Source organism: Streptomyces sp. NPDC001315, assembly GCF_042896175.1.
In the GTDB taxonomy this organism is placed as follows: domain Bacteria; phylum Actinomycetota; class Actinomycetes; order Streptomycetales; family Streptomycetaceae; genus Streptomyces.
This window is the reverse complement of the sequence record NZ_JBIAWZ010000009.1, coordinates 187592-212659: the sequence shown is the minus strand read 5'-3', so window position 1 is coordinate 212659 and position 25068 is coordinate 187592. Positions and strand designations below refer to the sequence as shown.

Genomic DNA, 25068 nt, shown 5'->3' with positions numbered 1-25068 from the left:
ATGGTGATCGGATGGCCGAGACAGAGGCAGCCCTGCGCACGCTCGCGCACAACGTCAGGGCGGCCCGTACCCGTGCGGGCCTGTCCCTGGATGAGCTCGGCCGACGCGCCAAGGTCAGCAAGGGGGCCCTGGTCGGGCTGGAGAGAGCCCAGGGCAACCCGAACTTCGCCACACTGGTCCGGCTGGCCGACACGCTCGGTGTCTCGGTATCCGCCCTGATGGAGGGACCGGCCGAAGGCCGCGTCCGTGTCGTGACCGCCGACGCCGTGATGCCGCTGTGGACCGGGGCGCAGGGCAGCGAGGCCCGGCTCATGCTGACGACCTCGGGCCCGGTCCCGGTCGAGGTCTGGCGCTGGCGGCTGGAACCGGGCGAGGAATATCCCAGTCACCCCCACCAGGCCGGAGTCGTCGAGACCGTCAGCGTCACCACCGGCCGGATGACCCTGATCGTCGACGGCACCGAGCACACCGTAGAAGCCGGGCAGACCGCCTCCTTCGACGGCGACGCCCCCCACACCTACCGGGGCGCCGGCACCGAGACCTGCCACCTGATCATGACCGTCCACCTGCCGCCCGGCCCCGCCTCCGCAACCTGACCTGCGCAGCGGGGCAGCCAAAGGCGACGACACCCGTCATGCCCGGACCGCGAGATTGTGGATCCCGCTGTCATTGGCGTATCGGATGAGCCGGCCCGGTTTGCGCCGGGCATGGTGGACACCCGCTCAGTGCACCCTCGCAAGGCTGTCGGCGATTGCGGAAAGCAGGGTATCGCCGCAGTCGGCGGAGCCGTCCGTGGCCCAGCAGACGTAGCCGTCGGGACGGATGAGCAGGGCGACAGCGCCCAGATCGGTGGTGCATTTGGCGCGGACGAGGTCGACTCGGGGCGGGAGCCGGAGGTCGGCCGGGACGGTTCCGGCCAGATCGAGCAGGACGGCGTGCCCCGAGCCGAACAGGGTCGACAGCCGGGTGGGGCCGGCCTCGGTGACCAGCTCGGCGTCCGGCATGCGCTGTCCGGTGAGCGGATGCTCGCCGGACAGCTCGTAGCGCAGCGAGAGGCCGGACATCAGTCCCGCGAGGTGGCGGTTGGCGTCGGGCAGGCGCAGCAGGTCGATGAAGATGTCGCGCAGGGCGGCCACGTCCTCGCTCGGACGCGGGTCCGCCAGGACGCGCTGCGCCGACGTGTGATGCAGGACCTGGGCTCCGACCGGATGTCGTTCGACGTGGTAGCTGTCCAACAGGCCGCTCGGCGCCCGGCCCTGGACGGTTGCGGCCAGTTTCCAACCGAGATTGATCGCGTCCTGTATGCCGAGGTTGAGGCCCTGGCCGCCCAGCGGCGGGTGGATGTGTGCGGCGTCGCCCGCGAACAGGACGCGGCCCGCGCGGTAGTGCTCCAGTTGCCGAGTGGCGTCGGAGAACCGCGAAGAGTTGTCCACCGCGCCGAGGGCTGTCTCATGGCCGTACACGGCCTGCAGCGCGGCAGTGATCTCCTCGTGGGTGATGGGGGTGTCGCGGTCGATGTCCGCCCGGTCCGCGCGCCCGAAGGTGAACCGGTACCGGTCGCCGCCGAGCGGAACCAGCATGGCCCAGTAGCCGCCCGCTTGACGCATCACGGAGCTGATATGCCCCATCTGCTGCGGCACCAGCGACGAAACGGCGGACAGGCGGATGTCGGCCAACACCGCCTGATGCGTCCCGGGCCTACCGGGAAACGGCAGCCCGAGCAGTTTCCGCACCGTACTGTGGCCGCCGTCGCACGCCACCAGGTAGCGAGCCCGGACCCGCAGACCGTCCGCCGTCACGACCACTCCGTCGTCGTCCGACTCGGCCCCTGAGACGGCAGTGCCGCGCAGCACCCGCGCGCCGGCCGCGATCGCCCGCTCTTCGAGCACTTCCTCGATCTGCCACTGAGGGATCCCGATCGGGAAAGGGTGCCTGGTTTTCCAGGGGGCGCAGTCCAAGGGCACGGGCAGGGCCGCGAAATGCCCGCCCACCGGTTCACGCGACGCGCCCCGCTGCAGCAACGGCTCCAGCAGCCCGCGCGACTCCAGCAGCTCAGCGGTACGGGGCTGAATCCCGCCGCCCTTCACCTGCTCGACGCGCTGGGGCAGCTTCTCCAGCACCAGGGTCTCGACCCCGGCCAGAGCCAGTTCGTACGCCAGCATCAGTCCGGTCGGGCCGGCGCCCGCGACGACGACCTCGGTCTCGATCTCGGCCAACACCCTCACTCCTTCTCATCTCTCGCCTTGGGGTAAATGTATACCAGGTGCAGAAATGCCCTCAGGGAAGCTATCTGTTACGGTGTGCATCGTGGACGGCAAGCCGGGGCTACGGGAACGAAAGAAGCAGCGGACCCATGCGGCGATCTCCGATGCGGCGATCACGCTGTTCCTCGAGCACGGCTTCAACCAGGTCTCGGTGGCTCAGGTGGCCGAGGCGGCCGAGGTGTCCAAACGCACGCTCTTCGCCTACTTCCCGACGAAGGAAGACCTCGTGGTGCATCGCCTCGCCGACCACGAGACCGAAATCGCACGCGTCGTGCGGGCCCGCCCGCCCCGCACCGCCCCGCTGACCGCGGTGCGCGAGCACTTTCTCAAGGGGCTGCGCGAGCGGGACCCGATCACCGGGCTCAACGACCATCCCCAGGTGCGGAGGGTCCATCAGATGATCCTCGACGCGCCCTCGCTGGTGGCCCGGATGGAACGGTTCAAGACCGGCGCCGAACGCGCACTTACCCAGGCATTGCGTGAAACAGCCGCCATTCCGGAACTCACGGCGCGGTTGGCCGCCGTCCAAATCGTCGCGGTCCACTGGGCGCTGGCACAGGACAACGCCGAACGCCTGGCGTACGGGGAGCCGGCCGACGAGCGCTATGCGGGTGCGGTGGCTGACGCGGAACACGCGTTCGCGCTGCTGGAGAACGGACTGCGGCAACTGACCCCGCAGCAGTGACTCCAGGGCTCGGGCACCGAGCGTCGGCGTCGCCCACTGCGCCGCAGTCGGCGGACCAGCTGCCGGATTCGAAGCCACTCGGGCAGCGGGAGCGGGAGCCTTGCTCCATCCGTGGAGGGGACCACCCCTATCGGGTGGCATCTGAACGAGTTGGGAAGAGGCGGGAGTGTCCGAGGCGGTGCCGTGGCTGCGTAACGATAGCTTGGTGGCTCCGGACCCTCTTGGCGCGCGTCCCTGACAGGCGCGATTCGTGAGGGTCCGGTCCTTTGCCCGGTGGCGGTGACCTTCTCGGGTCCACGTCATGGTGCGGCGGGAGGCGGGAAACAGACGGCGTCCTTCTTGCGGCGGCGCCCGGCCCGGGCGAGCGGGTCGACAGCTCCTCCCGGCTCCTCTCGACCGACGCGATGCCCTGCTCGGTGGCCCGACGGTACAACCCCCGCTTGCTCACTGCCGCAGCTCGTCATCACACCACGTACTCCTCCTGGCCCATCGTGCCGTTGAGGTGCGGGCCGGCGGGCTCTGGCGGCCGGGCACGCTGCGCTGTATCTTCCACGGGCCGAACGGCCGGGCTGTGGTTTGGATGGGCGAGTGATCATCGATGGCAAGGACGCAGTGAAGCTGTATCTGTGGGCGACGGGGCACTGTCTGCTCGGGGGCGTGGCTGTCGCCGTTGTTGCGGCGCTGTACGCCCCTGTGCCCGATGTGCTCGCAGCTCTCGGTGGCCTCTTTCTCGGCACGGCCGCGACGTTGTATCTCACGAGCCATCCCAGCCTGAGCAACTGGGCCACCCTGCGCAAGCGTGCCGGCTTGAAGGTGCCGCGCGTCAAGGATTGGGACTACGTCCAGGTGAAGCTCGCCGTCGGCTTGGTCTGGCTCGCGTCAGCCGCGACGACGGTGGCGCTGGAGGCGCTGTAGGGGCGTGGTGGGCAGCCGTTCGGGGTGCCGCTCTTCACGGGAGTCGCGCTCTCTGCGTTCTGGTCTCCGACCTCCGGACAGTCGGCCCGGGCGCCCCCGCCGACGCCCCGACGCCCTGCTCGGCGACACATCTGCCGGCGACGGCCTCAGAGGCAGGGCACAGGGGGACCGCTTCCAGGACGCTGGTAACCTCCACCCCCGCCTTTACCACGATGGGAGATGGGCGATGGTGGAAGCAAGGCCGCCGAGTCCCCCGAGACCCTGGTCCAGAGGGATTCTGTTCGGCGTCCTCTTCGGAGGTCTGAGCTCGGTGGCCTCCATCGCCACTGTCGGGAGGGTGTGGGCCGCGTGTGATATCGGCGGCAACGCGGCGGCCGACAACATGACTCTGCTTGTTCTCGCCCCTCTCCTATGGATCGCCGGAGCCGTTCCGTGGATCGTTCTGCACGGCACTCTGGGAAGACGCCATCGAGGCGCGGCACTGACCGCAGGGCTCGTCTTCACCGTGTGGTTCACGTGGTTCCTCGTGACATGGCTCGGCATGGTGGACGCCTACCCTGCCCCTCAGTGCCCGGGAAATGTCCCGCCCTGGTGGCCGAGTTTCATCCCCGCTTGACCGCGCGGGGCATGCTCTGAGCGATTACGGCCCAGGCCCCTCGGTCCCGCGATCGGGTTGATCGCCCGTCCGTACCGGTGACCGAGGCAGAGCCTGGGCCTCCCCCCACACACGGCGGCGCAGAGCCGAGTGGTTGAGATCAGTGGCCGCTTCGGCCTGCGTGTGCTTCGGCGAGGAGGAGGTAGCTGCCTGCGGTCCAGGTGTAGGCGCGGTCACGCAGGCCCGTTCCGGTCAGGGCGTCGAAGTTCTCGGCGAAGCCGTGGGTTTCGCACAGGGCGCGGAAGCGGGCGCTGATGTCGTCTGCCAGCCGGTGGTGGCCGGCGCGGCGCAGACCGTCCTCGATGAGCACGGTCGCCGGGGCCCAGATCGGGCCGCGCCAGTAGCCGTCGGAGAGGTAGTGGGGCGAGCTCGGCAGTTCGGTGGCCAGTCCGTACGGGGTCAGGTGGGCCTCGATGCGGGCGGCCAGCACGCCGCTGACGTCGTCCGACAGATGTTCCCCCAGCACGATGGGCATCAGGTCGAGCAGGCTGGAGCTGTGCCAGGTGTCGCCGCTGTCGACTCCCCGGGCGACGAACCGGTCACCGGTCCAGAGCTGGTGGAGCAGCGCCGCCTGGGTCTCCTCGGCCGCTCGCATCCACCGGCGGGTCTCGTCCGGCCTGTCCAAGTGTGTTGCCAGGCCAGCGAGTTCGCGCAGTTGGAGGACGAGGAAGGCGGCCAGGTCCGCGGTGACGACCACGCGTTCGGGGTCGAAGGTGGTGGAGTTGTCCCAGCCGCTGTCGTTGCCGTGCTGGTAGTGGGGCAGTTCGGCCCCGGGCGCACGCCGTACGGTGAGCCAGAAGTCCGTCCAGCGTTCCAGCCTGTCGTACGTCTCGGCCAGTTCGGCCCGCCCGGGAGGCGTGGTCAGCCGACGGCGCAGGTGACCGAACGCCCAGCCGTGGATGGGCGGTTTGACGAAGTTGTGCAGGATCTCGGAGTGGGTGACCGAATCGGGCAGCGCCCCGGTCTCGTCCTGGTGGTCGAAGGGCAGCTGGTACTGGTCCCAGGCCAGGTCGGGGCACCCCGGCGCCAGGGCCAGGGCGTTGAAGCAGTGGTCCCAGCTCCAGACCTTGTCCATCCAGTGCTTGGACATCAGGACGGCCTGTCGGGTGACCAGCCCCGCCGGGCGTACGGCCGCGGACCACACGACGTAGGCGGCGAGTTCGGCGGCCGGGGTGGCGGCCGAGCGCCAGGGGGCCACCCTGTCGACGAAGTCGGCGAAGGAGTGCTGGGCGGTCTCGACGATCGTGCCGAAGGTTGCCGTCGGCGTGTACGGCGGGCGGGCGGTGTCGAGTTCCTCGAGTGCGATTTCCCAGGGAGCGTCCGCGTCCGTGCCGGCGGAGAGGGTGAGGCCTCGGTCGGCGCCGCCCAGGGCCTGGCTGCCGGACACGTCGGCCACCGTGCCGGAGAGCGCGGTGACGCGGTAGCGGCGTCCGGTCTCGTACGACGTGAACACGTAGGCGTCGGCGGCCGGATCGCGGAAGAAGTAGGTGCCGCTGAACGGGGTCAGCGTCCGGGCCGCGGCGCAGACGCGCAGCGGCATGCCCGTGCCGCGCAGGCGTACGGTGTCCGGTGACTCGTAGGCGAGGTCGACGCGGCCGGCCGTGCTGATCCAGCTCAGCAGGCCCGGTGTCGCCGCCACCCGGGTCTCGGCCCGCTCGCCCGTCGCGGCGTCGAGCGGCACCAGGCGCAGGACGGCGTGCATGCCGTTCTGGTGCGAGACGAGGTGGAGGTCTTCGGCGTACGTCTTCTCCGCGAGCACTGGGGAGATGCCGAACCATGATCCGTACGTGCTGAACGGGATGTCGTGGACGGAAAAGGCCGGGCCGGATCGGGCGGCGGTCATGACGCGTGACTCGTTTCTTGAGCAGGGGTGGCCGACGGTCTGCCTGGCCGGGACCAAAAAGGGGCTGCGGGTCAGTCCTTGACGGCACCGGCCGTCACTCCGGCGGCGACGTAGCGCTGGGCGAGTACGAGGATGACGGCGGCCGGCAGCGAGGCCACGACGGCGGTGGCCATGATGGCGTTCCACTCCTGGTTGTTGTTGCCGATGTAGTGGTAGATGCCGAGGGTGATCGGCTCGTGCGTGCCGCCGTTGACGAGCGTGCCGGCGAAGACGAAGTCGGACCAGGACCATAGGAACGCGAAGAGCGAGACCGTGACGACGGCGTTGCGGCTCATCGGCAGGACGATGGACCAGAAGGTGCGCAAGGGCCCGGCGCCGTCCGTCTTCGCGGCCTGGAGCAGTTCGCCGGGGATGCCGGACATGAACGCGGTGAAGATGAGCACCGCGAAGGGGACGGCCAGGGTGGAGTCGGCGACGATCAGGCCGGGGACGGACTCGAGCAGGCCGAGGCTGAGGTAGATGGCGTAGAAGCCCATCGCCATGATGATGCCGGGGATCATCTGGGCGACCAGGAGCAGGAAGCTCAGCAGGCCGCCGCCGCGCGGGCGCAACTTGGCCAGCGCGTAACCGGCGGGTGCGGCCAGCGCCACGGTCAGCACGACCGTGCCCAGACCGATGACCAGGCTGGTGCCGAGATAGGGCAACTGCTCGTCGAGGACGGTGCGGTAGCCGGCCAGGGTGCCGTGGGTGGGGAAGAGGTCCGGTGGGCTCTTGCGCATGTCCTGGTCGCGGGTGAGGGACACGTTGAGCATCCAGTAGACCGGGAAGAGCATGATCCCCGTCAGCAGCGCACCGACGGCCGTCTTCCACCATGGACGCTTGCCGCTTCGGCTCATGACAACGCCTGCTTTCTCTGGACCCGGACGTAGACCAGGCCGAAGACAAGGGCGGCGACGACGAGCAGGTTGCCGACGGCCGCGCCGGGGCCGAAGGCGGGCAGGAGGTTGCCGAAGCCGAGCTGGTAGGACCAGGTGGCGAAGGTGGTGGACGAGTCCGCCGGGCCTCCCTTGGTCATGATCCAGATGATGTCGAAGACCTTGAGCGTGTAGACCAGCCCCAGCAGCAGGGTGATCGCGGACACCGGGCGCAGCAGCGGGAAGGTGATGCGCCAGAAGCGTTGCCAGGCGTTCGCGCCGTCGAGGGCCGCCGCCTCGTACAGGCTCGCGGGAATCGACTGCAGGCCGCTGTGGAGCACCACCAGATTGAACGGGACCCCGATCCAGATGTTCGCGATGATCACTGAGGTCAGCGACCAGGACGGGGAGGTCAGCCAGTTCACGGAGTCGATGCCGACCGCGCCCAACACAGCGTTGACCACGCCCGATTCACTGTTGAGCATCCACGACCACGTGGAGGCCGACACGATCAGCGGCAGCAGCCACGGCACCAGGAACAGTGCCCGCAGGGTGGCCGACAGCCGGAAGTGCTGGTTGAAGAAGACCGCGAGCGCCAGGCCGATGGCGTACTGGAAGACCAGGCACACGGCGGTGAAAACGACGGTGTGGAGCAGGGCCGGCGCGAAGGTCGGATCGTCGAGGACGGTCTGGTAGTTCTTCAGGCCCGTGAAGGGCGCGTTGCCCTGGACGAAGGAGCGGACGGTGTAGTTCCGTAGGCTCAGGTCGAGGTTGCGGTAGAGCGGATAGGCGTAGAAGAAGGCGAGGTAGAGGGTCACCGGGGCGAGGAATGCCCAGGCGGCCCATTGCGGGGAGCTGAGGCGGCGCCGCGCCCGGGGCGGCGCGGCGGGGGCCGCACCGCTCTTGCCGGGCACGCGCCGGCGGTGCGGCACTTGGGTCGTGTGACTCATCAAAGGGCCTTGGGGTGCCGTCACTTGGCGGCGGAGCGGGCCGCGCTCAGCGCGTCCTTCGGCGACTTCGAGCCGCTGAGGGCGGACTGCACGGCCTTCCACATCTGCTCGGAGATCTTCGGGTACTTGGTGCCCAGGTCGTCGCTGGTGCGGCCCTTGGCCGCCTTGACCGCGTCCACCCACGGCTTCAGCTCGGCGTTGGCCGCCACCTGCTTGTCCTGGACCTCAGAGGTGGGGGCCACGTAGGACAGGGTGGTGTCGGTGTCGTACAGGTTCTGAGTGCTGGTCAGGCAGGTCGCCAGCTTCTGGGAGGTGGCGTAGCGGCCGGTGTCGTCCTGGACCGGGATGGTGACGAACTCGCCGCCGGTCGGCGCGGGGGCGTTGCCTCCCGAGGCGCCCGGGATGGGCAGGACGCCGTAATCCAGGCCCGCCTTCTTGGCGCCTGCGAGCTGCCAGGTGCCGTTCTCGCTGAACGCGTAGTCACCGCTGACGAACTCCTGCCAGCTGGTCGTCTGGGTGTTGTTGAGCACCGAGTTCGGAGCGTAGCCCTTCTCCAGCCAGTCCTTCCACAGCGACAGCGCGGAGACGGCCGGGTCGGAGTCGAGTGCGGTCAGCTCGGCGCCCGCGCCCCAGAACCACGGCAGGAACTGGAAGCTGCCCTCCTCCGTGCCGATCGCCGAGAACGTGATGCCCTTCTTGCCCGCCTTCTTGACCTTTGCCAGCGCCGCCGTCAGCGACTTCCAGTCCTTGACCGAGGAGATGTCCACCCCGGCCTCCTTCAGCACCTTCTTGTTGTAGTACAGAGCGAGGGTGTTGGCGCCGATCGGTGTGCCGTAGGTCTTGCCGCCGGACTGGCCGGCCGCGAGCAGGTTGGGGTCCACCTTCGAGGTGTCCAGCTTGTTGTCGTCGGTCGTGGTGAGCACTCCCGCCTCGGCCAGGGTGGACACCACGGGGTTGTCGACGATGAGCACATCCGGGGAGTTGCCCTGCTGTGCCGCAAGCAGCGTCTTGTTAGCCAGGTCGCTGGTGTCGAAGCCGGTCCGCTTGATCTTCACGCCTGCCTCGGTGCCGCACTTGTCCAGCAGCTTCGTCCAGTCCGAGCCCTTGGCGAACTGCGGGTAGGGGTCCCAGATGGTGTACGTGCCGCTGTTCGCACCCTTCGTGTCGGTGCCCCCCGAACCGGAGCCGCAGGCGGTGGCACTGGTGGCGACAGTCAGGGCGGTCAGGGCTGCGGCGGTCAGACGGCGCTGTCGGGAGGAGCTGTTCATCGCGGGTCCTTTGTTCTTGGCATGCGGCTGCCGAGGGCATGGGGCTGCTGGGCCGGGGGTGCCGGGGCATGGGGTGCCGAGGGGGCACGCCGAACGGCGCTGAAGAGCGGTCCGAGGGTTCAGCGGGGCAAGGAATGGGGGCGAGGGTTTCCTGTGGGGTGCCGTCAGGGCGTCGTGACGGCTCCGGCGTCCGCGGTGGGCGTGGGTCGTGCGGGCCCGGTGCTGGTACGCAACGAGATCGGCGGGGTGAGCAGGTGGTGCCGGGGAGGCGCCTCGGGATGGTCGAGCCGCTCGACGAGGAGGTCGACTGCGCGGCGGCCCATCTCCTCCGCCGGCACGTCCGCAGCGGTGAGCTGCGGGGTCACCGTCTCCGCCCACCGGCCGGCCACCACCCCGGTGACCGAGAAGTCGCGCGGCACATGACGGCCCGCCTGCGCCAGCCCCCGGTAGAGGCCGCCCAGTGCGGCCTCGTTCAGCGTGACCAGGGCCGTGGTGGCCGGGTCGTCGTGCAGGATCTGTTCCAGGCATGCCTGGCCCGACGCGGCGTCGTCCCCGCAGCAGTACGTCCGCACGGTCAGCCCGCGCTCGGCCGCGGCCTTGGTGAACCCGTCGAGACCCCGGTGGGCGGACTCGTACCCGGCCCGCAGGAGCTGCTCCGGCCGGTTGACGAACGCGACCCTGCGATGGCCCAGGTCCGCGAGATGGTGGACGCACGCCGCCGCCAGCGCGGTGTGGTCCAAGCCCACCCACCAACCGCCCTCCGGTCGAGCGGTACGGCCGATGGCGACGAAGGGGAAGTCCAGAGCGGTCAGATGGTCCACCCGGTCGTCCTGCAGCCTGATCTCCATCATGATCGCCCCGTCGACCCGCCGCTCCCCCAGCAACCGCTGGAACGAACGGTCACTGTCCACACCGCTGGGGGACAGCAGCACGTCGTAGTCGTAGGCCGCGGCGGCCTCCACGACACTGCCGATGAAATCCAGCTGCATCCCGGTGTAGTGGTTCCCGGCCGGGGGGAAGACCAGGCCGATCGTGCTGGTCCGCCCGTTGGCCAGGGCCCGGGCACTGGCACTGGGCCGGTAGCCCAGCTCGTCGACGACCCGCTGGATCCTCCGGCGCGTCTCCTCCGAAACCGGGCGCTTGCCGCTCAGTGCGTAGGACACCGTGCTCCGCGAAACACCGGCCCGCCGGGCGATCTCACCGATGTTCACGAGGGACTCCTTGCTCGAACCGGTTCGACACCTCGGAGGAGGCAGCGCCGCCGGTCGTGAGGGTGTGGGATGAGACGAGGAGCGAAGCCGGCCATCGAACCGGTTCGCGTGAAGCGAAGGTAGGAACTGCCCGACGGCCTGTCAACACCCCTGACCGCACTGCCTTGTTCCCATCGAGTGCCGGTAGATCCTCGCGTCGAAGGGATTGATGGCCGGGTGGCCCGATGCTAGTTTCGCCGAACCGGTTCGATGAATCGATCCTTCCGGCAACCGGTGGGCTCGTTCCGCACACTCCCGGCAGAGCGGGGCCGCCATCCCCGCCACCTCGAAGAGTTCCCTCGCCCTCGTGCTGCACGTGATCGAACCGGTTCGACGCCTCGGACTCTCCCCATGGACGAGCAGCCGACCGAGGTGGGCCGACCGGAACCCCTTACTCAAGGATTGAGGACGCAATCCATGCCATCCGCTGACAGATCCGCCAGGCGCCGAGCCCCGGCCGCCGTGGCAGTGGCTCTCGGAGCAGGCCTGCTGACCGCACCCGCCGTCCCCGCGCAAGCAGCCGACACCCCCCAGCCCGTCGCCCGCTACACCTTCGACCAGGACGACCTCGCATCCGGCAGGATCACCGACAGCTCCGGCAACGGCCTGACGGCGAGCCTGGTCAACGGCTCCACGGCCCAGTCCGTCACAGGGACGGACGGAGGCAAGGCCCTGGCCCTGCCCGGCGGGGCGCCCACCTCCGACGGCGCGTACGTCCTACTGCCCCGCGAAGTGCTCGGCGACGCGACCGACTTGACGGTCTCCACCCGTGTGAAGTGGGGCGACGACACGTCGTCCTGGCAACGGATCTTCGATCTGGGTACCAACACCACCAAGTACCTCTTCACCACCCCCTCCAACAACGGCGGGCTGCTGCGCACCGCCGCCACCACCGGCGGAGGGGGCGCCGAGGCACAGGTCAGCGGCTACGCCCCGCTCCCCGCCGACCAGTGGCGGACGGTCACCGTCACCCTCGACACCTCCGCCGGCCGGATCACCACCTACCTCGACGGCGTGGCGGTCTCCTCCGCCCAGACCGGCATCAAGGCCCGGGACCTGCTGGACAGTTCGGCCACGGCCGCCGGTTACATCGGCAAGTCCTTCTATCCGGACCCGCTGCTCAAGGGCGCGATCGACGACTTCACGGTGTGGCACGCGGCGCTCAGCCCCGAACAGGTGGCCGGCACGGTCGGAAGCGTCCCCACGCTCCAGGAACTCTCCCAGACGGCCTTCGACGCGCGTACGACAGCCGGGACCGCCCCGTCCCTCCCGGCCGCCGTCCGCTCCTCCTTCTCCGACGGCTACGATCGCGACACGCCGATCACCTGGGACGCCGTACCGTCCGACAAGTACGCCCAGCCGGGGACGTTCACGGTGGCGGGAACGGCAGCGGGACGCGCCGTGAAGACGACCGTCACCGTGGTCCGCGAGGGGCAGCTCACCGTCGACCTCGGCTCGGACACCGGCGCGTTCCACGGTGGCGCCTCCGGCACCCTCTACGGCGTGTACGGACCGGACGTCCCCACCAACAACCTCATCGCGGGCATGGGCTTGCGGACGGTCTCCACGAAGGCGCAGGACGGCCCGCAGCATCCCGGTGCCGACGCGCTGGATGTGGTGAAGCCGCTGGCCGACTCCACCGACGGTGACGTGTACATCTACATGACCGACATCCACCGCGGCTTCCCCTACCAGTGGCCGGGCGACACCCCCGAGGAGAAGCTGAAGCTCTACAAGGAGAAGCTGGCCAAGCAGGTCGACCAGGTTCTGCGACTGCCCGAGAAGTACCAGGACAACATCGTCTTCGTGCCGTTCAACGAGCCCGAGGGCAACATGTTCGGCACCGGCGAATGGAGCTACGACAAGGTCAGCTGGCTCAACGACCCGGACGACTACTTCGCCGCGTGGGACGACGCCTACAAGCTCATCAAGGGCAAGATGCCGGACGCCCGCGTCGCCGGGCCCAACACCAGCGTCCTGTACGACCAGGTGAAGGGCTTCCTCACGCACGCCCTGGCCGCGGGCACCCTCCCGGACGTCATCACCTGGCACGAGCTGAGCCACCCGGAGGCGGTGCGCGAGAGCGTCGCCAAGTACCGGGCGTGGGAGAAGGAACTGTTCAAGGGCACCGACCGCGAGGGCACCCAACTCCCCGTCAACATCAACGAGTACGCCTTCAACTACCACACCTCCGTCCCCGGCCAGATGATCCAATGGGTGTCCGCGATCGAGGAGTCCAAGGTCGACGCCGACATCGCGTACTGGAACATCGACGGCAACCTCTCCGACTCCGCGGTGCAGTCCAATCGCGGCAACGGCCAGTGGTGGCTGCTGAACTCGTACGCCTCGATGAGCGGGCACACGGTGCAGGTGACCCCGCCGTTCCCCGGCAAGAACTACACCATGCAGGGCGTCGCCACGCTGGACGAGAAGAAGAAGCAGTCCCGGCTGATCTTCGGCGGGTCCACCGGCAAGGGCCACATCACCTTCGCGGGCGTCCCGAAGAAGGTCTTCGGCGACCGTGTGCACGCCTGGGTGCGGGAGATCGAGTGGAGCGGGCAGGTGGGTGACAACTCCGGCCCGAAGCTGCTCACGGAGAGGGACCTGAAGGTCGGCGACGACGGCTCGGTCGTCGTCGACTTCGGCGACGGTACGCTACCGACGTTGAAGGAGTCCTCGGCGTACGAGATCGTCCTCAGCCCCGCCGGGAAGGCGAAGGGCACCCAGTCCCCGCCCGTGCGCTGGCAGGGCTCGTACGAGGCGGAGGACGCCGCCCACACCGGGTCGGGCTACTCGAAGAACGGGCCGGAGGGCTCGACGAGCGACGTGTCGAAGTTCTACACCTCCGGCGGCTACGACGTCGGCGGCCTGCGCACCGGCTCGGACGTCACGCTCGACTTCACCGTGGACGTGCCCGAGGACGGCGCCTACGACCTGAGCGTCTTCGCCAACTCCCTCAACACCTTCGACAAGGTGCAGGAACAGGGCCCCACCAACGTCTTCCTGCGCGTGGACGGCACGGCGGACAGCGAGCAGGAACTGTATCTGCCGCTCGGCTACAAGTGGGTGGTGTGGGACCACACCGACACGAAGGTCCGCCTCACCAAGGGCAAGCACACCCTGACGCTCGCCGCGAAGAGCCTCGACGGCAAACGCTCCACCCGGGGTGACGCCATCGTCGACCGCCTCACCCTCTCGCAGCCCGAGGCCTCGGCCGCCACCCAGGTGTACGAGGGCGAACTGGCCTGGCTGGACGGCGGGGCCCAGCCCGTCTACAACCTGCCGAAGCAGGCCGGAACCCCCGCCACCGGCTCGGGCGCGGTCCAGCTCGAGAAGGGCCAGACGGCAACGTTCTGGGTCTACTCCCCCGCCGACCGCGAGGCCACCCTCAAGGTCGACACCCTCGGCGGCACTGACGCCCGGCTCTCCGTCAACGAGCACGACGTGCTGCGCCTGGCCAAGGGCGGGAACAGCGCCGCGGTCTCCCTCTCCGGCGGCATCAACAAGGTGACGGTGACCGGAGGTTCGTCCGCCACACTCGTCGACCGCCTCACGGTCACGCCGACGGAGGGCACGCTCCCTGCGCGTACCTACGAGGCGCAGGACGCGAAGCTCGCGGGCTCGGCCACGCTCACCCCGCTCTCCCTGGCCACCGACGGCACGGCGATCACCGGCGTCGGCGGCGAGCCCGGCAACGGCAACACCGCGACGTTCACCGTCGGCGCAGACCGGGCCGGCCTGTACGCGCTGCGCATCCGCTACTCCAACCCCGAGCAGGCCGAGGCCACTCACTACAACCCGGACCCGCTGGCCCGCCACGCCGACATCGCCGTCAACGGCGGCGCTCCGCGGCGCGTCGGCTTCCCGCACAGCTTCCACCAGAACAACTTCTGGGAGCTGACCGTCCCGGTCGACCTGCAGAAGGGGCAGAACACCATCACCTTCCGATCCGAGGAACTGCCGAACTTCGACGGCACCACCTACGCCTCGGACACCTTCCCCGGGGTGCCGCTCCGCTCCCGCTACGCGCCGCTGATCGACCGGATCACCGTCGCGCCGTACGCGCGGGAGGTGCGCTGAGGTGATCACCACGCGCGGCACGTGACGCGCACAGGGGCCGGGTAGCGGGGCACCGCGCCCCCGCACCCGGACCGGCGGGCGCGTGCCCACTTCGCTGCCGGTGCCACACACATGCCCGGGTCCGTCACGGTCGGCGGACCCGGGCGCTCTGCTGTTCGCGACGCGCCTGGTGGACCGGATGGAGGCGGCCGGGCTGGTCGAGCGCGTCGAGGCGCCCGACGACCGGCGCGGAACTCCTGGGCCTTTCGCCCCCCCCGGCGCTGGAGGCCGTGCCGAGTCCGCACTTGGTGCGCGGGCGCCTGCGCCCAGGTTCGGTGCGCAGGACCCGCAAGCAGGCGGGCCCCCACTGCCAGGTGCGCCGGAGAGGAGACCGCGTGCTCTGCGGCTGAGGGCTCCAGAAGGCAGAACCAGCTTCTCTCTCAACGGGATGGCCCGGCCTGGAGGCTGGGGACCGCTCAGGGGAAGCCCGCCTGTACGACCGCGACGCGGGCCCCGCGACCGCCCTTTGTCGTCTTCCCGGGTACGGAGTTGGCGAAGGCCTGGCCCGGACCCGCCTTACTTGAGGCCGCTGAGCATGACGCCGCGGATGTAGTACTTCTGCAGCAGCAGGAAGAGGATCAGCACCGGGAGGATGCTCAGGACGAGGCCGGCCATGACGATGGGCATCGTGCGGGTCGGGTCGACGTAGTCCTGCAGGAGCTGGATGCCGACGGGCAGGGTCATCACGTCCGGGTCGGCGGTCGAGACGAGCAGCGCCCAGATGTACTCGTTCCAGGCGTCGACGAAGGTCAGCAGGCCGAGCGTCACCAGGACCGGCTTGGTCTGGGGCAGCACGATCCGCCACCACACGGCGAACTCGCCGGCGCCGTCGATGCGCGCGGCCTCGAGGACCTCGTCCGGGATCGAGACCATGAACTGGCGCATCAGGAAGATCCCGAAGCCGTTGACGAGGAACGGCATGGCGAGCGCCGCGATGCTGACGGTCAGGCCCGCGCCGCCGCGCCCGAACAGGTCGTTGCCGCCCGCCAGCGGCCAGTGCACGAGGATCAGGAAGTGCGGGACGAAGAAAAGGAACGGGGGGAACATCATCGTCGACAGCACGAGGCGGAAGATGAAATTCCGGCCGGGGAAGCGGAGTTTGGCGAGCGCGTAGCCGGCCAGTGACGACGTGAGCAGCACCGATCCGGTGATCAGGGCGGTGGCGATGACGCTGTTGCGGAAGAGCACGGGCAGATCCAACTGGTCCATGGCCGCCCGGTAGTTGGACAGGTCGAACGCCTCGGGCAGGAACCGGTACGGCAGCGTGCCGGACTCGCCGGGCCCCTTGAAGGACGTCATCACCATGTCGAGGAACGGCACCACCGTGAGCACGGCGCCGGTCACGACCACCAGATACGACAACCACGGGAAACGTCGGCGGATCATGCCTCCTCCCCCCTGCGCCGGAAGATCCACAACTGCACCAGGGTGACCGCGAGGACCACCACGAACAGCACGAAGGCGGCGGCGCTCGCAGCACCCCAGTCGCCGTAACTGAAGGCCTGTCGGTACATCTCCAGCGCGGCCACATTGGTCGCGTCACCCGGTCCGCCCTTGGTCATCACGATGATCAGCGCGAACGACTGCAGGCCGGTGAGGAACTGGGTGATGGACACGAACAACAGGGACGGCCGCAGCAGCGGCAGGGTGATCTTCCAGAAGACGGTGACGGGCCCGGCGCCGTCGAGTGCGGCGGCCTCGTAGTACGACTCGGGAATGGACTTCAGACCGGCGGTCAGGATGAGGATCGCCGAGCCGACCGACGCCCAGGCCTGTACGACCACGACCGAGGGCAGCGCGGTGTCCGGGTCCTGGAGGAACGCCACCGAGCCGAGCCCGAGGGCGTTGAGGACGCCGTTGACAAGCCCGCCCGGCTCGTACATGTACTTCCATACGTTGCCGACGGCGACGACGGTCGTGACGATCGGCAGGAAGTACAGGGTGCGCCACAGCCCCTGGAACCGCAGCTTGTCGATGCAGGTGGCGACGAGCACGGAGCCCGCGAGCGAGAGGGCCACGGTGCCCAGGGCGAACAGCAGCGTATTGGTGAGGATCGGCGCCAGGAACGTCGATCCGTCCGCGAAGAGGTGGGTGATGTTGTCCAGCCCGACCGGATCGATGTCGCCGAGGTCGAACCCGGACCAGCGGGACATGGACAGCAGCAGCGCGAAGCCGAGCGGCAGGATCAGGAAGACGGCGAAGAACAGCAGCGTCGGCGCCAGGAAGAGATAGGCCACGACGGCCTGGCGACGCCGGGTGCGGCTGCGGCCGTCGACGGCGGGCCCGGCCGACCACGGGCTGTGCGCCCGCTCAGTCGTCTCCGGCGTCAAAACGTTCACCATGACCGCGACACCTCCTGGTCGACCTGACGGCGGGTGGTGCGCAGTGCCTCGTCGACCGACTGCTGACCGGTCCACAACGCCTCGATGTTCTTGCGCAACAGCGACTTGGCCTGCTGCGCGCCCGGCACGTTCGGCTCCGGCACCGCGTACGCCAGCGCGTCCAGGAACGGGCGCAGGTTCGGATCGCTGCCCGCCCCCAGGAGCGTCCGCATGTCGTCGGCGCGGCCGGTCAGAGAGCCTACCGACACCTGCAAGGAGCTCATCCGGGTCGCTGTCGCGCCCCTCTCGACGCTCTTCACGCCCACCTTCTCGGCGTTGAGCCAGCGCAGGAACTCCCAGGCCGCACGCGGGTGTTTGCTGGCCGTGTTGACGCCGAGCATGAATCCGGTGGAAAGCGTGGCGCGCTCGTCGTCCGCCTGGGGTACGGGCACGGGCGCGACGCCGACATCGCGGTAGTCCTTGCCCATCTGGGCCTTCAGGCTCCCGGTCCACCAGCCGGCGCTGACCACCATGGCCACCTGCCCGGACCGGAACGCCTTGTAGACGTTGATGCCGGGGGCACTCGCACCTTCGGCGACGAGGCGGTGCTCCAGATCGAACACGGCCCGGCCGGGCGGCGAGTCGATGGCGGTGCTCCTGCCGTCCTTGGAGACGAACGTTCCTCCGGCGGCGTTGAGCAGGGCGAGCGTCTGGCCGACGGTGGTGGAGTCGTCGTAGGTCGACAGCCCGAACCCCTGGACCAGCGTGTTGCCGTACCGGTCCCGCTTGGCGGTGCGGTAGGCCGTCTCCTCCAGCTCCCGCCAGGTGCGCGGAGGGCCGTCGATGCCGGCCTCGCGCAGCAGTCGCTTGTTGTAGTAGAGGGCGTATGTCTGCACCTCGGTGGGGTAGCCGTAGACCTTGCCTTCCACCGACGAGGAGCCGACCGCGGCCTCGCCGTAGCCGCGCGTGATCTCCGCGGCGTGCTCGGACGGAGCGGGCCGCAGAACGCCGGCCTGAACGAGCTGGCCGTTCCACAGGCAGTACGGCTGGATGATGTCGGCGCCCTGGCCGGCGGCCTGCCGGACCATGAACGTGGTCAGCAGGTCCGTGAACTCGACGGCCTTCGTCCGTACCTTGACCCGGTCGTGAGTGGCGTTCCACTCGTCCACCGGGCCCTGTAGGGCCTCCTTGAGCTCCCCGCTCGCGTAGTGGGAGAGCAGGGTGAGGAGGATCGGGTCTCCGGGCCGTCCGGTGCCCTGGTGTGGCGCGGCACATCCGGCGGCGAGCAGCGCCGAGGGAAGTGCGAGCGCGAAGTGACGGCGGCTCAGGCCGGCGGCGCGGCGTGAGAGTGTCATCGGGCGGCCTCACGGCGCAGCACGCGGAAGACCCGGGTCGTGGTGAAACCGGACCTTCGGTACAAGTGGCCCGCCGGGGACTGCTCGCCGGTCCACAGGAACCACGCGGAGTGCGCACGGCGCGCCCGCATCCGCTCCAGGACCAGATGGAGCAGGACCTTGCCGAGTCCGGTGCCGCGCATCTCCTCCAGCACGCCGAACGGACCGAACCGCTCGTCCACCGAATCGAACGTGCCGTGCATCGCCCAGCCGACCAGGCGGCCCGAAGGGTCCCGTGCGACGACGATCCGGTCGAGCGGCGTGCCCGCGACCAGGCACTCCCGGATCGTGCACGCCCAGTCCGGGCCGAAGTGGTTCCCGGCGAGCGCGAACAGGTCCACCAGGTCGTCGTCGCACGGGGTGGCGAACCGGTAGCCCCGCGCCGTCAGTTCCTCCAGGCGGCGCGCGACGTCCTGCGGGATGCGATAGCCGACCAGGCCGCGGTCCATGGCCGCCGCCTCGTACAGAGTGCGAAAACCCAGGGATTCGAGGAGCCCGGCCGCTTCCGGGTACGCCTCGGCGTCCAGGCCGGGGAGGACGTAGTTCGGGGTGTACGAGGAGAAGTCCACCCGGGTGCGGCCGTGGCTGTGCAGCCAGCCCAGGGCGTCGGTCAGCAGCCGGCGGCCGAGGCCGCGGCCGCGGGCGGCCGGGTCGACGAAGAAGAACGGGATCCAGCCCTGCTCCGGTTCCAGGTCGGTGCCGGTCATGGGCGTCAGACGGCGCACCGCGTAGGCGGCGCCGACGACACGGTCGCCGTCGACGGCGACTCGAAGCCCCTGCGGATCGAAGTTGGCGTCGAGCAGCACCAGGGAGCGGAAGCGGTCCGGGGTGATGGAGTCGGCCGGCGCACTCCAGCGCCACGCCTCCACCAACTGCGGGCCGTCGCCCGCGCGAAAGCCACGAATCTCGGCCCGGGATTTCGTCGTGCGCTCGGTCATCGACGGGGTTGTCCTTCCATACGCAGGTCGCGGACGGCGTCGAACGTCGCCCGGGACCGGACCACGTACAGGATGCGTGTCGCCGCCCCGGGGTTGAGTACGCCGGGGACCTGGGGGTACCTCCCACGCCCTCAAGGCAGTGGGGGAACGCCCAAGACCGTTCGGGGCGGCAGGCCGGTGGCCTCCGCGTCCATGGCGCGCCGCCGGCCGACAGTCTCGACCACCGTCAAGTCAACGGCGGTGCCCGCTCCTTGGGGCACAACCGAGGCATTGAGACGGCGGGCGAGTTCGCCGCGGGTCAGGCCGTGCCGGAAGGGTATCGGGGCGCGCCCGACGAAGCCGGCCCACCCCGGGTCGAGCAGTGGGCCCTCACTGACGAGTCCACCGAGAGGATTCGACCGGTCAGCGACCACGAACCGTACGTCTGTACGGGCCGCCGAGACCATCAGGTCGTATGTGTCGTGGGCCGGCAGGCCGGTGGTGGGGTCCGCCTGAGCGGCCTCACTCTCGCCGGCCTGTCCGGTCCCGTGCAGTCCGCGCTCGGTACCGAACAGGGCGACCAGCCGTGCGCCGGCCTCGATCAGCGCGGGCGTGGCCGAACGCAGGTCGGGGAGGACGCCGGTGCGGTTGGTCACCAGCCCGAGCCGGCCGGTCCCGGCGAGTCCGGGCGACGCGTGCAGTCGTGCGATCCCGGTCGTCACCTCGACGCGGTCGTCCGTGCTCATCTTTGCTCCGTCTGCCGGTGACATCTCGAAGCGGCAGCTGGAAATTTACTTGTATGTCCTGGAATTTTGCAATTACTCAGCGCCGGTTCGTGCCGCCGCGCCGCTCCGGCCGCCGCAGCCATCGCCGACAGCGCCGGCGGCTACGCGGCCTTCACCCTGTCCCCCCGAGAACACCGAAGTGCTCACTGTCGAGTACAAGATCAACCTCCTGGCGCCCGCCGTCGGCGACCACATCGAGGCGGTCGGAACCGTCCTGAAGGCCGGACGCACGCACACTGACCGTGTTGCCAACTGGAGGTCTTCGGAGTCCAGGACGATTGGAGGAGGCGATGCGTTCGGCCGCGACGAGGAACAACTGCTTGACATGATCACGCATCTCTTGATTGTCTTCCGGTATGTATCCGGGAGCATTTCTGACGGCGCGGCGCCATGTCGACTTTGTTCGGCTTTCCGCCAGCCTGTGTAGGCCCTCGGTGGCCCGCGTGCGTACGTCATACACCCGGATCTGACGACGCCCTCGCAGGTGAGCGCATGCACCCCGCCACAGGCAGGGTCACTCGAGACTCATGACGCGACGGTTGGCGCCCTTTCCCGGCGCATGACGATCGACGTAGCAACCGACAAATAGGCGGCACCCCCAGGTGTTTCCGCTTTCGGCACACTGAATTGAAGTGCGGAACCCGTCGGGCATTTGCCCGCGCCCTTTTCATTGTGCCGAACCTGACACCGGGCAGTCGATTTCCCATCAGCCCGTACTGCTGCCTGCCCATCCGGGCCGACACGACCCGAGGGCTTGTCCCGACCCCCAGGAGACCTGTATGCCTTCCGCCGATCCCGGCCGTTCTCGGCCGAGACGACTGCTCGCCACGGCCCTCACAGCGGCGGTGATCGCCACCGCCGCGGCAGCGGCCCCGGCGAGCGCCACCGGCTCGCTCTTCACACCGGTGCCGCCGCACAACCCCTACGCCGGCCCGGACGGCACGGCCACCATGCATGGGGACACCGGTTCCTCGGACACGACGCCTCTGCCCGGACCGGGGACCGGCACCCTCAGCTCGAAGCGGGTGGCGCTCGCGTCGGCCTGCCCGACGGTGCTGGTCGGCTCGGACGGCTATCCGGTGGCGCTGTGCACACCCATCTTCGGGCAGGTCCCCACAGTCCATCTGCTGGACCCGGACGACGGCGGCTCGATCACCGAACTCGCGCTGACCAAGGGGTCGTTGCTCGGCGGGGTGTATGCGTACATCGATCAGGACGACCGGCTGGTCGTGGTGGACGGAAGCAGGTCGCTCCTGCGGATCGGCCATCACCGGGACGCGGACGGCGACTGGACGCTGACGGTGGATCAGAAGCTGCCGTTGACTTCAGCGATACCCGAGAACGACGCGGTGACCGGGCTGTCGCCGGACTGGCAGGGACGGGTGTGGTTCGCGACCGGCAACGGGCTGGTGGGCACGGCCGACGACCGCACCGGCACGGTCCGCACCCTGCAGCTGCCCGCCGGGGAAAAGGTGGCGAACAGCATCTCCACCGCCCCCCAGGGCACGCTCGTCACCACGACCCAGGCGACCTACCTGCTGACCGCCGGCACTGACGGCACCCCGCGTATCTCCTGGCGGCAGGCGTACGACCGCGGTTCGGCGCGCAAGCCGGGACAGCTCAGCTGGGGCAGCGGCTCCACGCCCACCTTCTTCGGACCCGGTGACGGGACGGACTACGTGGCCATCGTGGACAACGCGGACACCCAGGTGAAGCTCCAGGTGTACGAGACGTCGACCGGCCGACGGATCTGCTCCACACCGGTACTGCCGGCCGGAGGGGCGGGCAGCGAGAACTCCCCGATCGGCGCGGGCCGCAGTGTCTTCGTGGCCAGCACCTACGGCTACCCGTACCCGGCGGTACCGGACGGCGCCGGGGACAGCGTGCCCGCATCCGCTGACTTCACCGGCGGCCTCACCCGGGTGGATGTTCGGGCCGACGGCTCGGGCTGCGACCTCGTGTGGGACAACACACTGCGCTCGGCGGCCGTGCCCAAGCTGTCGCTGGCGGACGGCAAGCTGCACACGGTGCTGCGCGACCCGCTGATCCCAGGCACGTCCGGCACCAGCCTCCTCGACCCGTACCGCTACGCCGAGATCGATCCGGACACCGGAAAGGTCACCCGCAGCTCCCAGGTCGGCATCGGCTCCCTCTACGACACCCTCCAGATGGCCGGCACGGCGGCACCGGGCGGGGTCTACTACCAGGGGACGGTCACGGGCGTCCTGCGGATCACCGCCAAGTGACGAACACCGTCCGGTGATCGACACCGCCGGGTGACGGGCGCCGTGAGGATGTCGGGAGGCCCCGTCGAGGGCCTCCCGCGACCTTCGCCGTCCGTCGTCCGAGCAGGTCCCCGGCCCACACCTGCGCCGTGGGAGGCATGCCACTCGAACGTCCGTCGCCCTCACCGGGGCCATCCCCTTTGAACAGGCCTGCCCGGAAAGACATCCAGACTGCGGTACGAATGGAACAGCTCGAATACATCGCCGCGGTCACACGGCTGGGGTCGCTCCGGCGCGCCGCCGAGCAACTGCATCTGTCCCAGCCGACGCTGAGCGAGACCGTCCGCGATCTGGAGCGCGAACTCGGCGTGAACCTGCTGGAGCGCAAGCGTTCCGGGGCGAAGATCAGCGCCGAGGGCCGCGAACTACGCCCTCGCGGGCCGGGATGCCGCCATCCCGGCGCTGGTGCGCCGCGCGGAGCGGGGGAAGCCCTACCGCAGCCGGATCGGGCTCCTGCTGCGCGCTCACGCCGACCCGAGCATCACGGGCGCGCACGGCACGCAGAAGACCGCGACATCGCCCTGGCCACCCTCGCACCACGCTCGGAGCTGGTACGGCGGGCGACCAGGGCTGCGGGCCCGCGGGCGACGGTCTCGGAGGAGATTCCTGGTCCGCGCGGCAGCACTTCCCCACAACCGCCCGCCCGTCAGGGACGCGCCCGTTGCTCGTCGGCCTGCTCGCCAGGCAGCCACTCCAGGGCGAACCAGAGTTCCATGCGGACGCCGGGGTCCTGCAGGTCGACGTCGAGGAGTTCGGCAACCCGGGCCAGACGGTGCCGCACGGTGTTGCGGTGGACCTGCAGGGCCGCGGCCGTACGGTCCCAACTGCCGTGGAGGGTCAGCCAGGTCCGCAGGGTGTCGAGGAGGACCGAGGCCCCTGGAGCACGGGCCTGGTCCAGCGAGGCGAAGCGGGCCCGGGCGAACTCCCGGCCGTCGGCGGGAGAAATGAGCGTGTGCACGGTCAGGGCCTGGGGGGCGTGGACGACGGCAGGCACCTCAGCGGCAATCGCGCGCTGCAGGGCCCGTTCCGCCTGAACGTCGGCCTGCGGCAGATCGGGCGCCGCTGCGGGCGCGCTGAAGCCCAGAACCCACCCGAGGTCGGCGGCCTGTGCGGGCGGCTTGGGCCGGGCGCCCGGTGCACCGGGGATCAACGCTTTGAGGCTTGAGCCGTCGATGTACACATACGGCGTGCCCAGTGCCGTGCCCAGGGTGGCCAGTTGGGCCGGGCTGTCACCGGAACTCGGTGACGGCGTGGCCCGTCCGGGCAGATGTCGGCCGTGCACCACGATCCAGTGGTCGCCCGTCGCTTCGTCGGCGGACACGAGCGCGGGCGCGACCTCGTCAGGGGTGGCTCCGAGCATCAGCCGCACCAGCGCGCCGACACTGTGGGTGTCGGTGCCCAGCGCGTGCCGGGGACTGGTGAGCAGAGCCAGCAGGACCGTCGCCATGCTGGTCACCTGCCGGTGGACCAGGGTGGGAACCATGGCGGCGGCCTGGCCGAGGGCCAGTGGCGCGGTGGAGCTGTCCGCCCCGGGCAGAGTGTGAACCGTCAGGTGGATCCCTTCGAGGTGATCGGCTGCCGCTGCTGGAGGGGACGGTCTGCCCGCCGCGTGACCTGTGCCGAAGCGGCCGGTGGTGCGTACGGCGAGGTCGCGCACCAGCTGCGGCACCGGGTACGGGGGGCGAGGGCCCGCACTGAACAGCTCGTTCCCCCTGGTGTCGAAGAGGACGGCCCAGGCCCCGGTGCGGGAGCTGAGCTGGTGGAGAACGGCCTGCAGGGCGTTGGGGCGGGCGGCTGCGGAGACGAGGGCCGACTGCGCCTTGGAGATCTCCCTCAGTTCACGGCCGCGGGCCTCGGCGATCGCGGCGTACGTGGCTTGCCCGACCGCGACGAACGGTGTAGCCGGTGGAAGACGCAGCAGCGGCAGCCCATGGCGGTCACAGGCGGCGACGAGCTCGGGCGGAACCTCTTCGTGTACGGGGGCGACACCGAAACCGAGCGCTGCCACCCCGGCTGCCACGACCCGCCGCACATACGTGTCGACCCCGTCCGCGTCCCGCGGGATGCGCACGCCTGCGGTGAGGAGCAGTTCGCCGCCGACCAGGTACGGCGTGGGGTCCTCGATCTCCGTGGTGCCGACCGTACTGACCAAGCGGTCCTCCGTCGGCCCCGCCACCTGGCTCAGGCCCAGGCCGGGGTCGGCGAGCAGCACGCTGAGGGGCACGGACAGCTGCTCGGTATCGGTCATGAGGAGACATCCTCCCAGCCCGGCAGCATCCCGCGAGAGTGCTGGATTCGCCCAACGGATGAATCCATATTGGATAGAACCGGCACTTCAACGCCAGGAAGAACCGCAGATACGGTCACGTAACCAGCAGGGCACCACCCCAGCCCTGGCAGCGCTGCCCCCTCACGTCCCCTTTCCTTCTTCCTCGGCACTGCGTCGCCCGTCTTCCCCGGCCTCGGCGCGCCGCCGCTGTCGTCCCGCTCAGCAGCCCCTTGG

The 25068-nt window shown here is 69.7% G+C and carries 17 protein-coding genes and 2 pseudogenes; 7 read left to right on the top strand and 12 right to left on the bottom strand.

Features of this window, described 5'->3' with window-relative positions:
• The first annotated feature begins 11 nt into the window (after nucleotides 1-11).
• On the top strand, nucleotides 12-596 hold the full coding sequence (locus tag ACFY16_RS25125) for a helix-turn-helix domain-containing protein (protein WP_390649423.1): 585 nt from the start codon (nucleotides 12-14) through the stop codon (nucleotides 594-596).
• A 126-nt stretch (nucleotides 597-722) separates the two neighbouring features.
• On the opposite strand, the gene ACFY16_RS25120 is transcribed toward ACFY16_RS25125, so the two are convergent.
• The gene (locus ACFY16_RS25120; protein WP_390649422.1) at nucleotides 723-2219 is read right to left on the bottom strand and encodes an FAD-dependent oxidoreductase; all 1497 of its coding nucleotides are present in this window, start codon (nucleotides 2217-2219) and stop codon (nucleotides 723-725) included.
• A gap of 88 nt (nucleotides 2220-2307) precedes the next feature.
• Here ACFY16_RS25120 and ACFY16_RS25115 point away from each other — a divergent pair, with 88 nt between their 5' ends.
• Complete coding sequence (locus ACFY16_RS25115) at nucleotides 2308-2949, top strand: TetR/AcrR family transcriptional regulator (protein ID WP_390649421.1); 642 nt, start codon at nucleotides 2308-2310, stop codon at nucleotides 2947-2949.
• Between the two features lie 588 nt (nucleotides 2950-3537).
• Nucleotides 3538-3864: a hypothetical protein gene (locus tag ACFY16_RS25110; RefSeq protein ID WP_390649420.1), complete on the top strand. Its 327-nt coding sequence runs from the start codon at nucleotides 3538-3540 to the stop codon at nucleotides 3862-3864.
• 755 nt (nucleotides 3865-4619) lie between these two features.
• Here the strand turns inward: ACFY16_RS25110 and ACFY16_RS25105 are convergent.
• The 5 genes from ACFY16_RS25105 to ACFY16_RS25085 all read right to left on the bottom strand — a co-directional run bounded on the left by ACFY16_RS25105 (nucleotide 4620) and on the right by ACFY16_RS25085 (nucleotide 10705).
• Nucleotides 4620-6362 (bottom strand): amylo-alpha-1,6-glucosidase, encoded by a 1743-nt coding sequence (locus ACFY16_RS25105; protein ID WP_390649419.1) that lies wholly within the window; start codon nucleotides 6360-6362, stop codon nucleotides 4620-4622.
• Nucleotides 6363-6433: 71 nt separating this feature from the next.
• Nucleotides 6434-7258, bottom strand: a complete 825-nt coding sequence (locus ACFY16_RS25100) for a carbohydrate ABC transporter permease (protein ID WP_390649418.1) — start codon at nucleotides 7256-7258, stop codon at nucleotides 6434-6436.
• Nucleotides 7255-8226 (bottom strand): carbohydrate ABC transporter permease, encoded by a 972-nt coding sequence (locus ACFY16_RS25095; RefSeq protein ID WP_390649417.1) that lies wholly within the window; start codon nucleotides 8224-8226, stop codon nucleotides 7255-7257. Before ACFY16_RS25095 ends, ACFY16_RS25100 begins: the two co-directional genes overlap by 4 nt.
• A 20-nt stretch (nucleotides 8227-8246) precedes the next feature.
• Nucleotides 8247-9494 carry an extracellular solute-binding protein gene (locus ACFY16_RS25090; protein ID WP_390649416.1) on the bottom strand — a complete coding sequence of 416 codons (1248 nt, stop codon included), beginning with the start codon at nucleotides 9492-9494 and terminating at the stop codon, nucleotides 8247-8249.
• Nucleotides 9495-9658: 164 nt separating this feature from the next.
• The gene (locus ACFY16_RS25085; RefSeq protein ID WP_390649415.1) at nucleotides 9659-10705 is read right to left on the bottom strand and encodes a LacI family DNA-binding transcriptional regulator; all 1047 of its coding nucleotides are present in this window, start codon (nucleotides 10703-10705) and stop codon (nucleotides 9659-9661) included.
• Between the two features lie 501 nt (nucleotides 10706-11206).
• Between ACFY16_RS25085 and ACFY16_RS25080 the strand changes: the two genes are divergently transcribed.
• The gene (locus ACFY16_RS25080) at nucleotides 11207-14824 is read left to right on the top strand and encodes a LamG-like jellyroll fold domain-containing protein (RefSeq protein WP_390649414.1); all 3618 of its coding nucleotides are present in this window, start codon (nucleotides 11207-11209) and stop codon (nucleotides 14822-14824) included.
• A 555-nt stretch (nucleotides 14825-15379) separates the two neighbouring features.
• Here the strand turns inward: ACFY16_RS25080 and ACFY16_RS25075 are convergent.
• The 5 genes from ACFY16_RS25075 to ACFY16_RS25055 all read right to left on the bottom strand — a co-directional run bounded on the left by ACFY16_RS25075 (nucleotide 15380) and on the right by ACFY16_RS25055 (nucleotide 20241).
• On the bottom strand, nucleotides 15380-16249 hold the full coding sequence (locus ACFY16_RS25075; protein WP_390649413.1) for a carbohydrate ABC transporter permease: 870 nt from the start codon (nucleotides 16247-16249) through the stop codon (nucleotides 15380-15382).
• Nucleotides 16246-17205: a carbohydrate ABC transporter permease gene (locus ACFY16_RS25070; protein ID WP_390649412.1), complete on the bottom strand. Its 960-nt coding sequence runs from the start codon at nucleotides 17203-17205 to the stop codon at nucleotides 16246-16248. Before ACFY16_RS25070 ends, ACFY16_RS25075 begins: the two co-directional genes overlap by 4 nt.
• Complete coding sequence (locus tag ACFY16_RS25065) at nucleotides 17199-18539, bottom strand: ABC transporter substrate-binding protein (protein WP_390649411.1); 1341 nt, start codon at nucleotides 18537-18539, stop codon at nucleotides 17199-17201. The genes ACFY16_RS25070 and ACFY16_RS25065 overlap by 7 nt, the downstream gene beginning before the upstream one ends.
• Nucleotides 18536-19516, bottom strand: coding sequence for a GNAT family N-acetyltransferase (locus ACFY16_RS25060; RefSeq protein WP_390649410.1), 981 nt, complete (start codon nucleotides 19514-19516; stop codon nucleotides 18536-18538). The genes ACFY16_RS25065 and ACFY16_RS25060 overlap by 4 nt, the downstream gene beginning before the upstream one ends.
• A 131-nt stretch (nucleotides 19517-19647) precedes the next feature.
• Entirely contained in the window at nucleotides 19648-20241 is a 594-nt protein-coding gene (locus tag ACFY16_RS25055; RefSeq protein WP_390649409.1) for an exo-beta-N-acetylmuramidase NamZ domain-containing protein, read from the bottom strand.
• 102 nt (nucleotides 20242-20343) lie between these two features.
• Between ACFY16_RS25055 and ACFY16_RS25050 the strand changes: the two are divergent.
• The 3 genes and pseudogenes from ACFY16_RS25050 to ACFY16_RS25040 form a co-directional block, all read left to right on the top strand.
• Nucleotides 20344-20604 (top strand): annotated as a pseudogene (locus ACFY16_RS25050) (PaaI family thioesterase); the annotation flags it as partial.
• A gap of 455 nt (nucleotides 20605-21059) precedes the next feature.
• Nucleotides 21060-22526 (top strand): hypothetical protein, encoded by a 1467-nt coding sequence (locus tag ACFY16_RS25045; protein ID WP_390649408.1) that lies wholly within the window; start codon nucleotides 21060-21062, stop codon nucleotides 22524-22526.
• Between the two features lie 221 nt (nucleotides 22527-22747).
• A pseudogene (locus ACFY16_RS25040) lies at nucleotides 22748-22939 on the top strand (LysR family transcriptional regulator); the annotation flags it as partial.
• A 272-nt stretch (nucleotides 22940-23211) separates the two neighbouring features.
• Here the strand turns inward: ACFY16_RS25040 and ACFY16_RS25035 are convergent.
• The gene (locus ACFY16_RS25035) at nucleotides 23212-24813 is read right to left on the bottom strand and encodes a PucR family transcriptional regulator (protein WP_390649407.1); all 1602 of its coding nucleotides are present in this window, start codon (nucleotides 24811-24813) and stop codon (nucleotides 23212-23214) included.
• Between the last annotated feature and the right edge of the window lie 255 nt (nucleotides 24814-25068).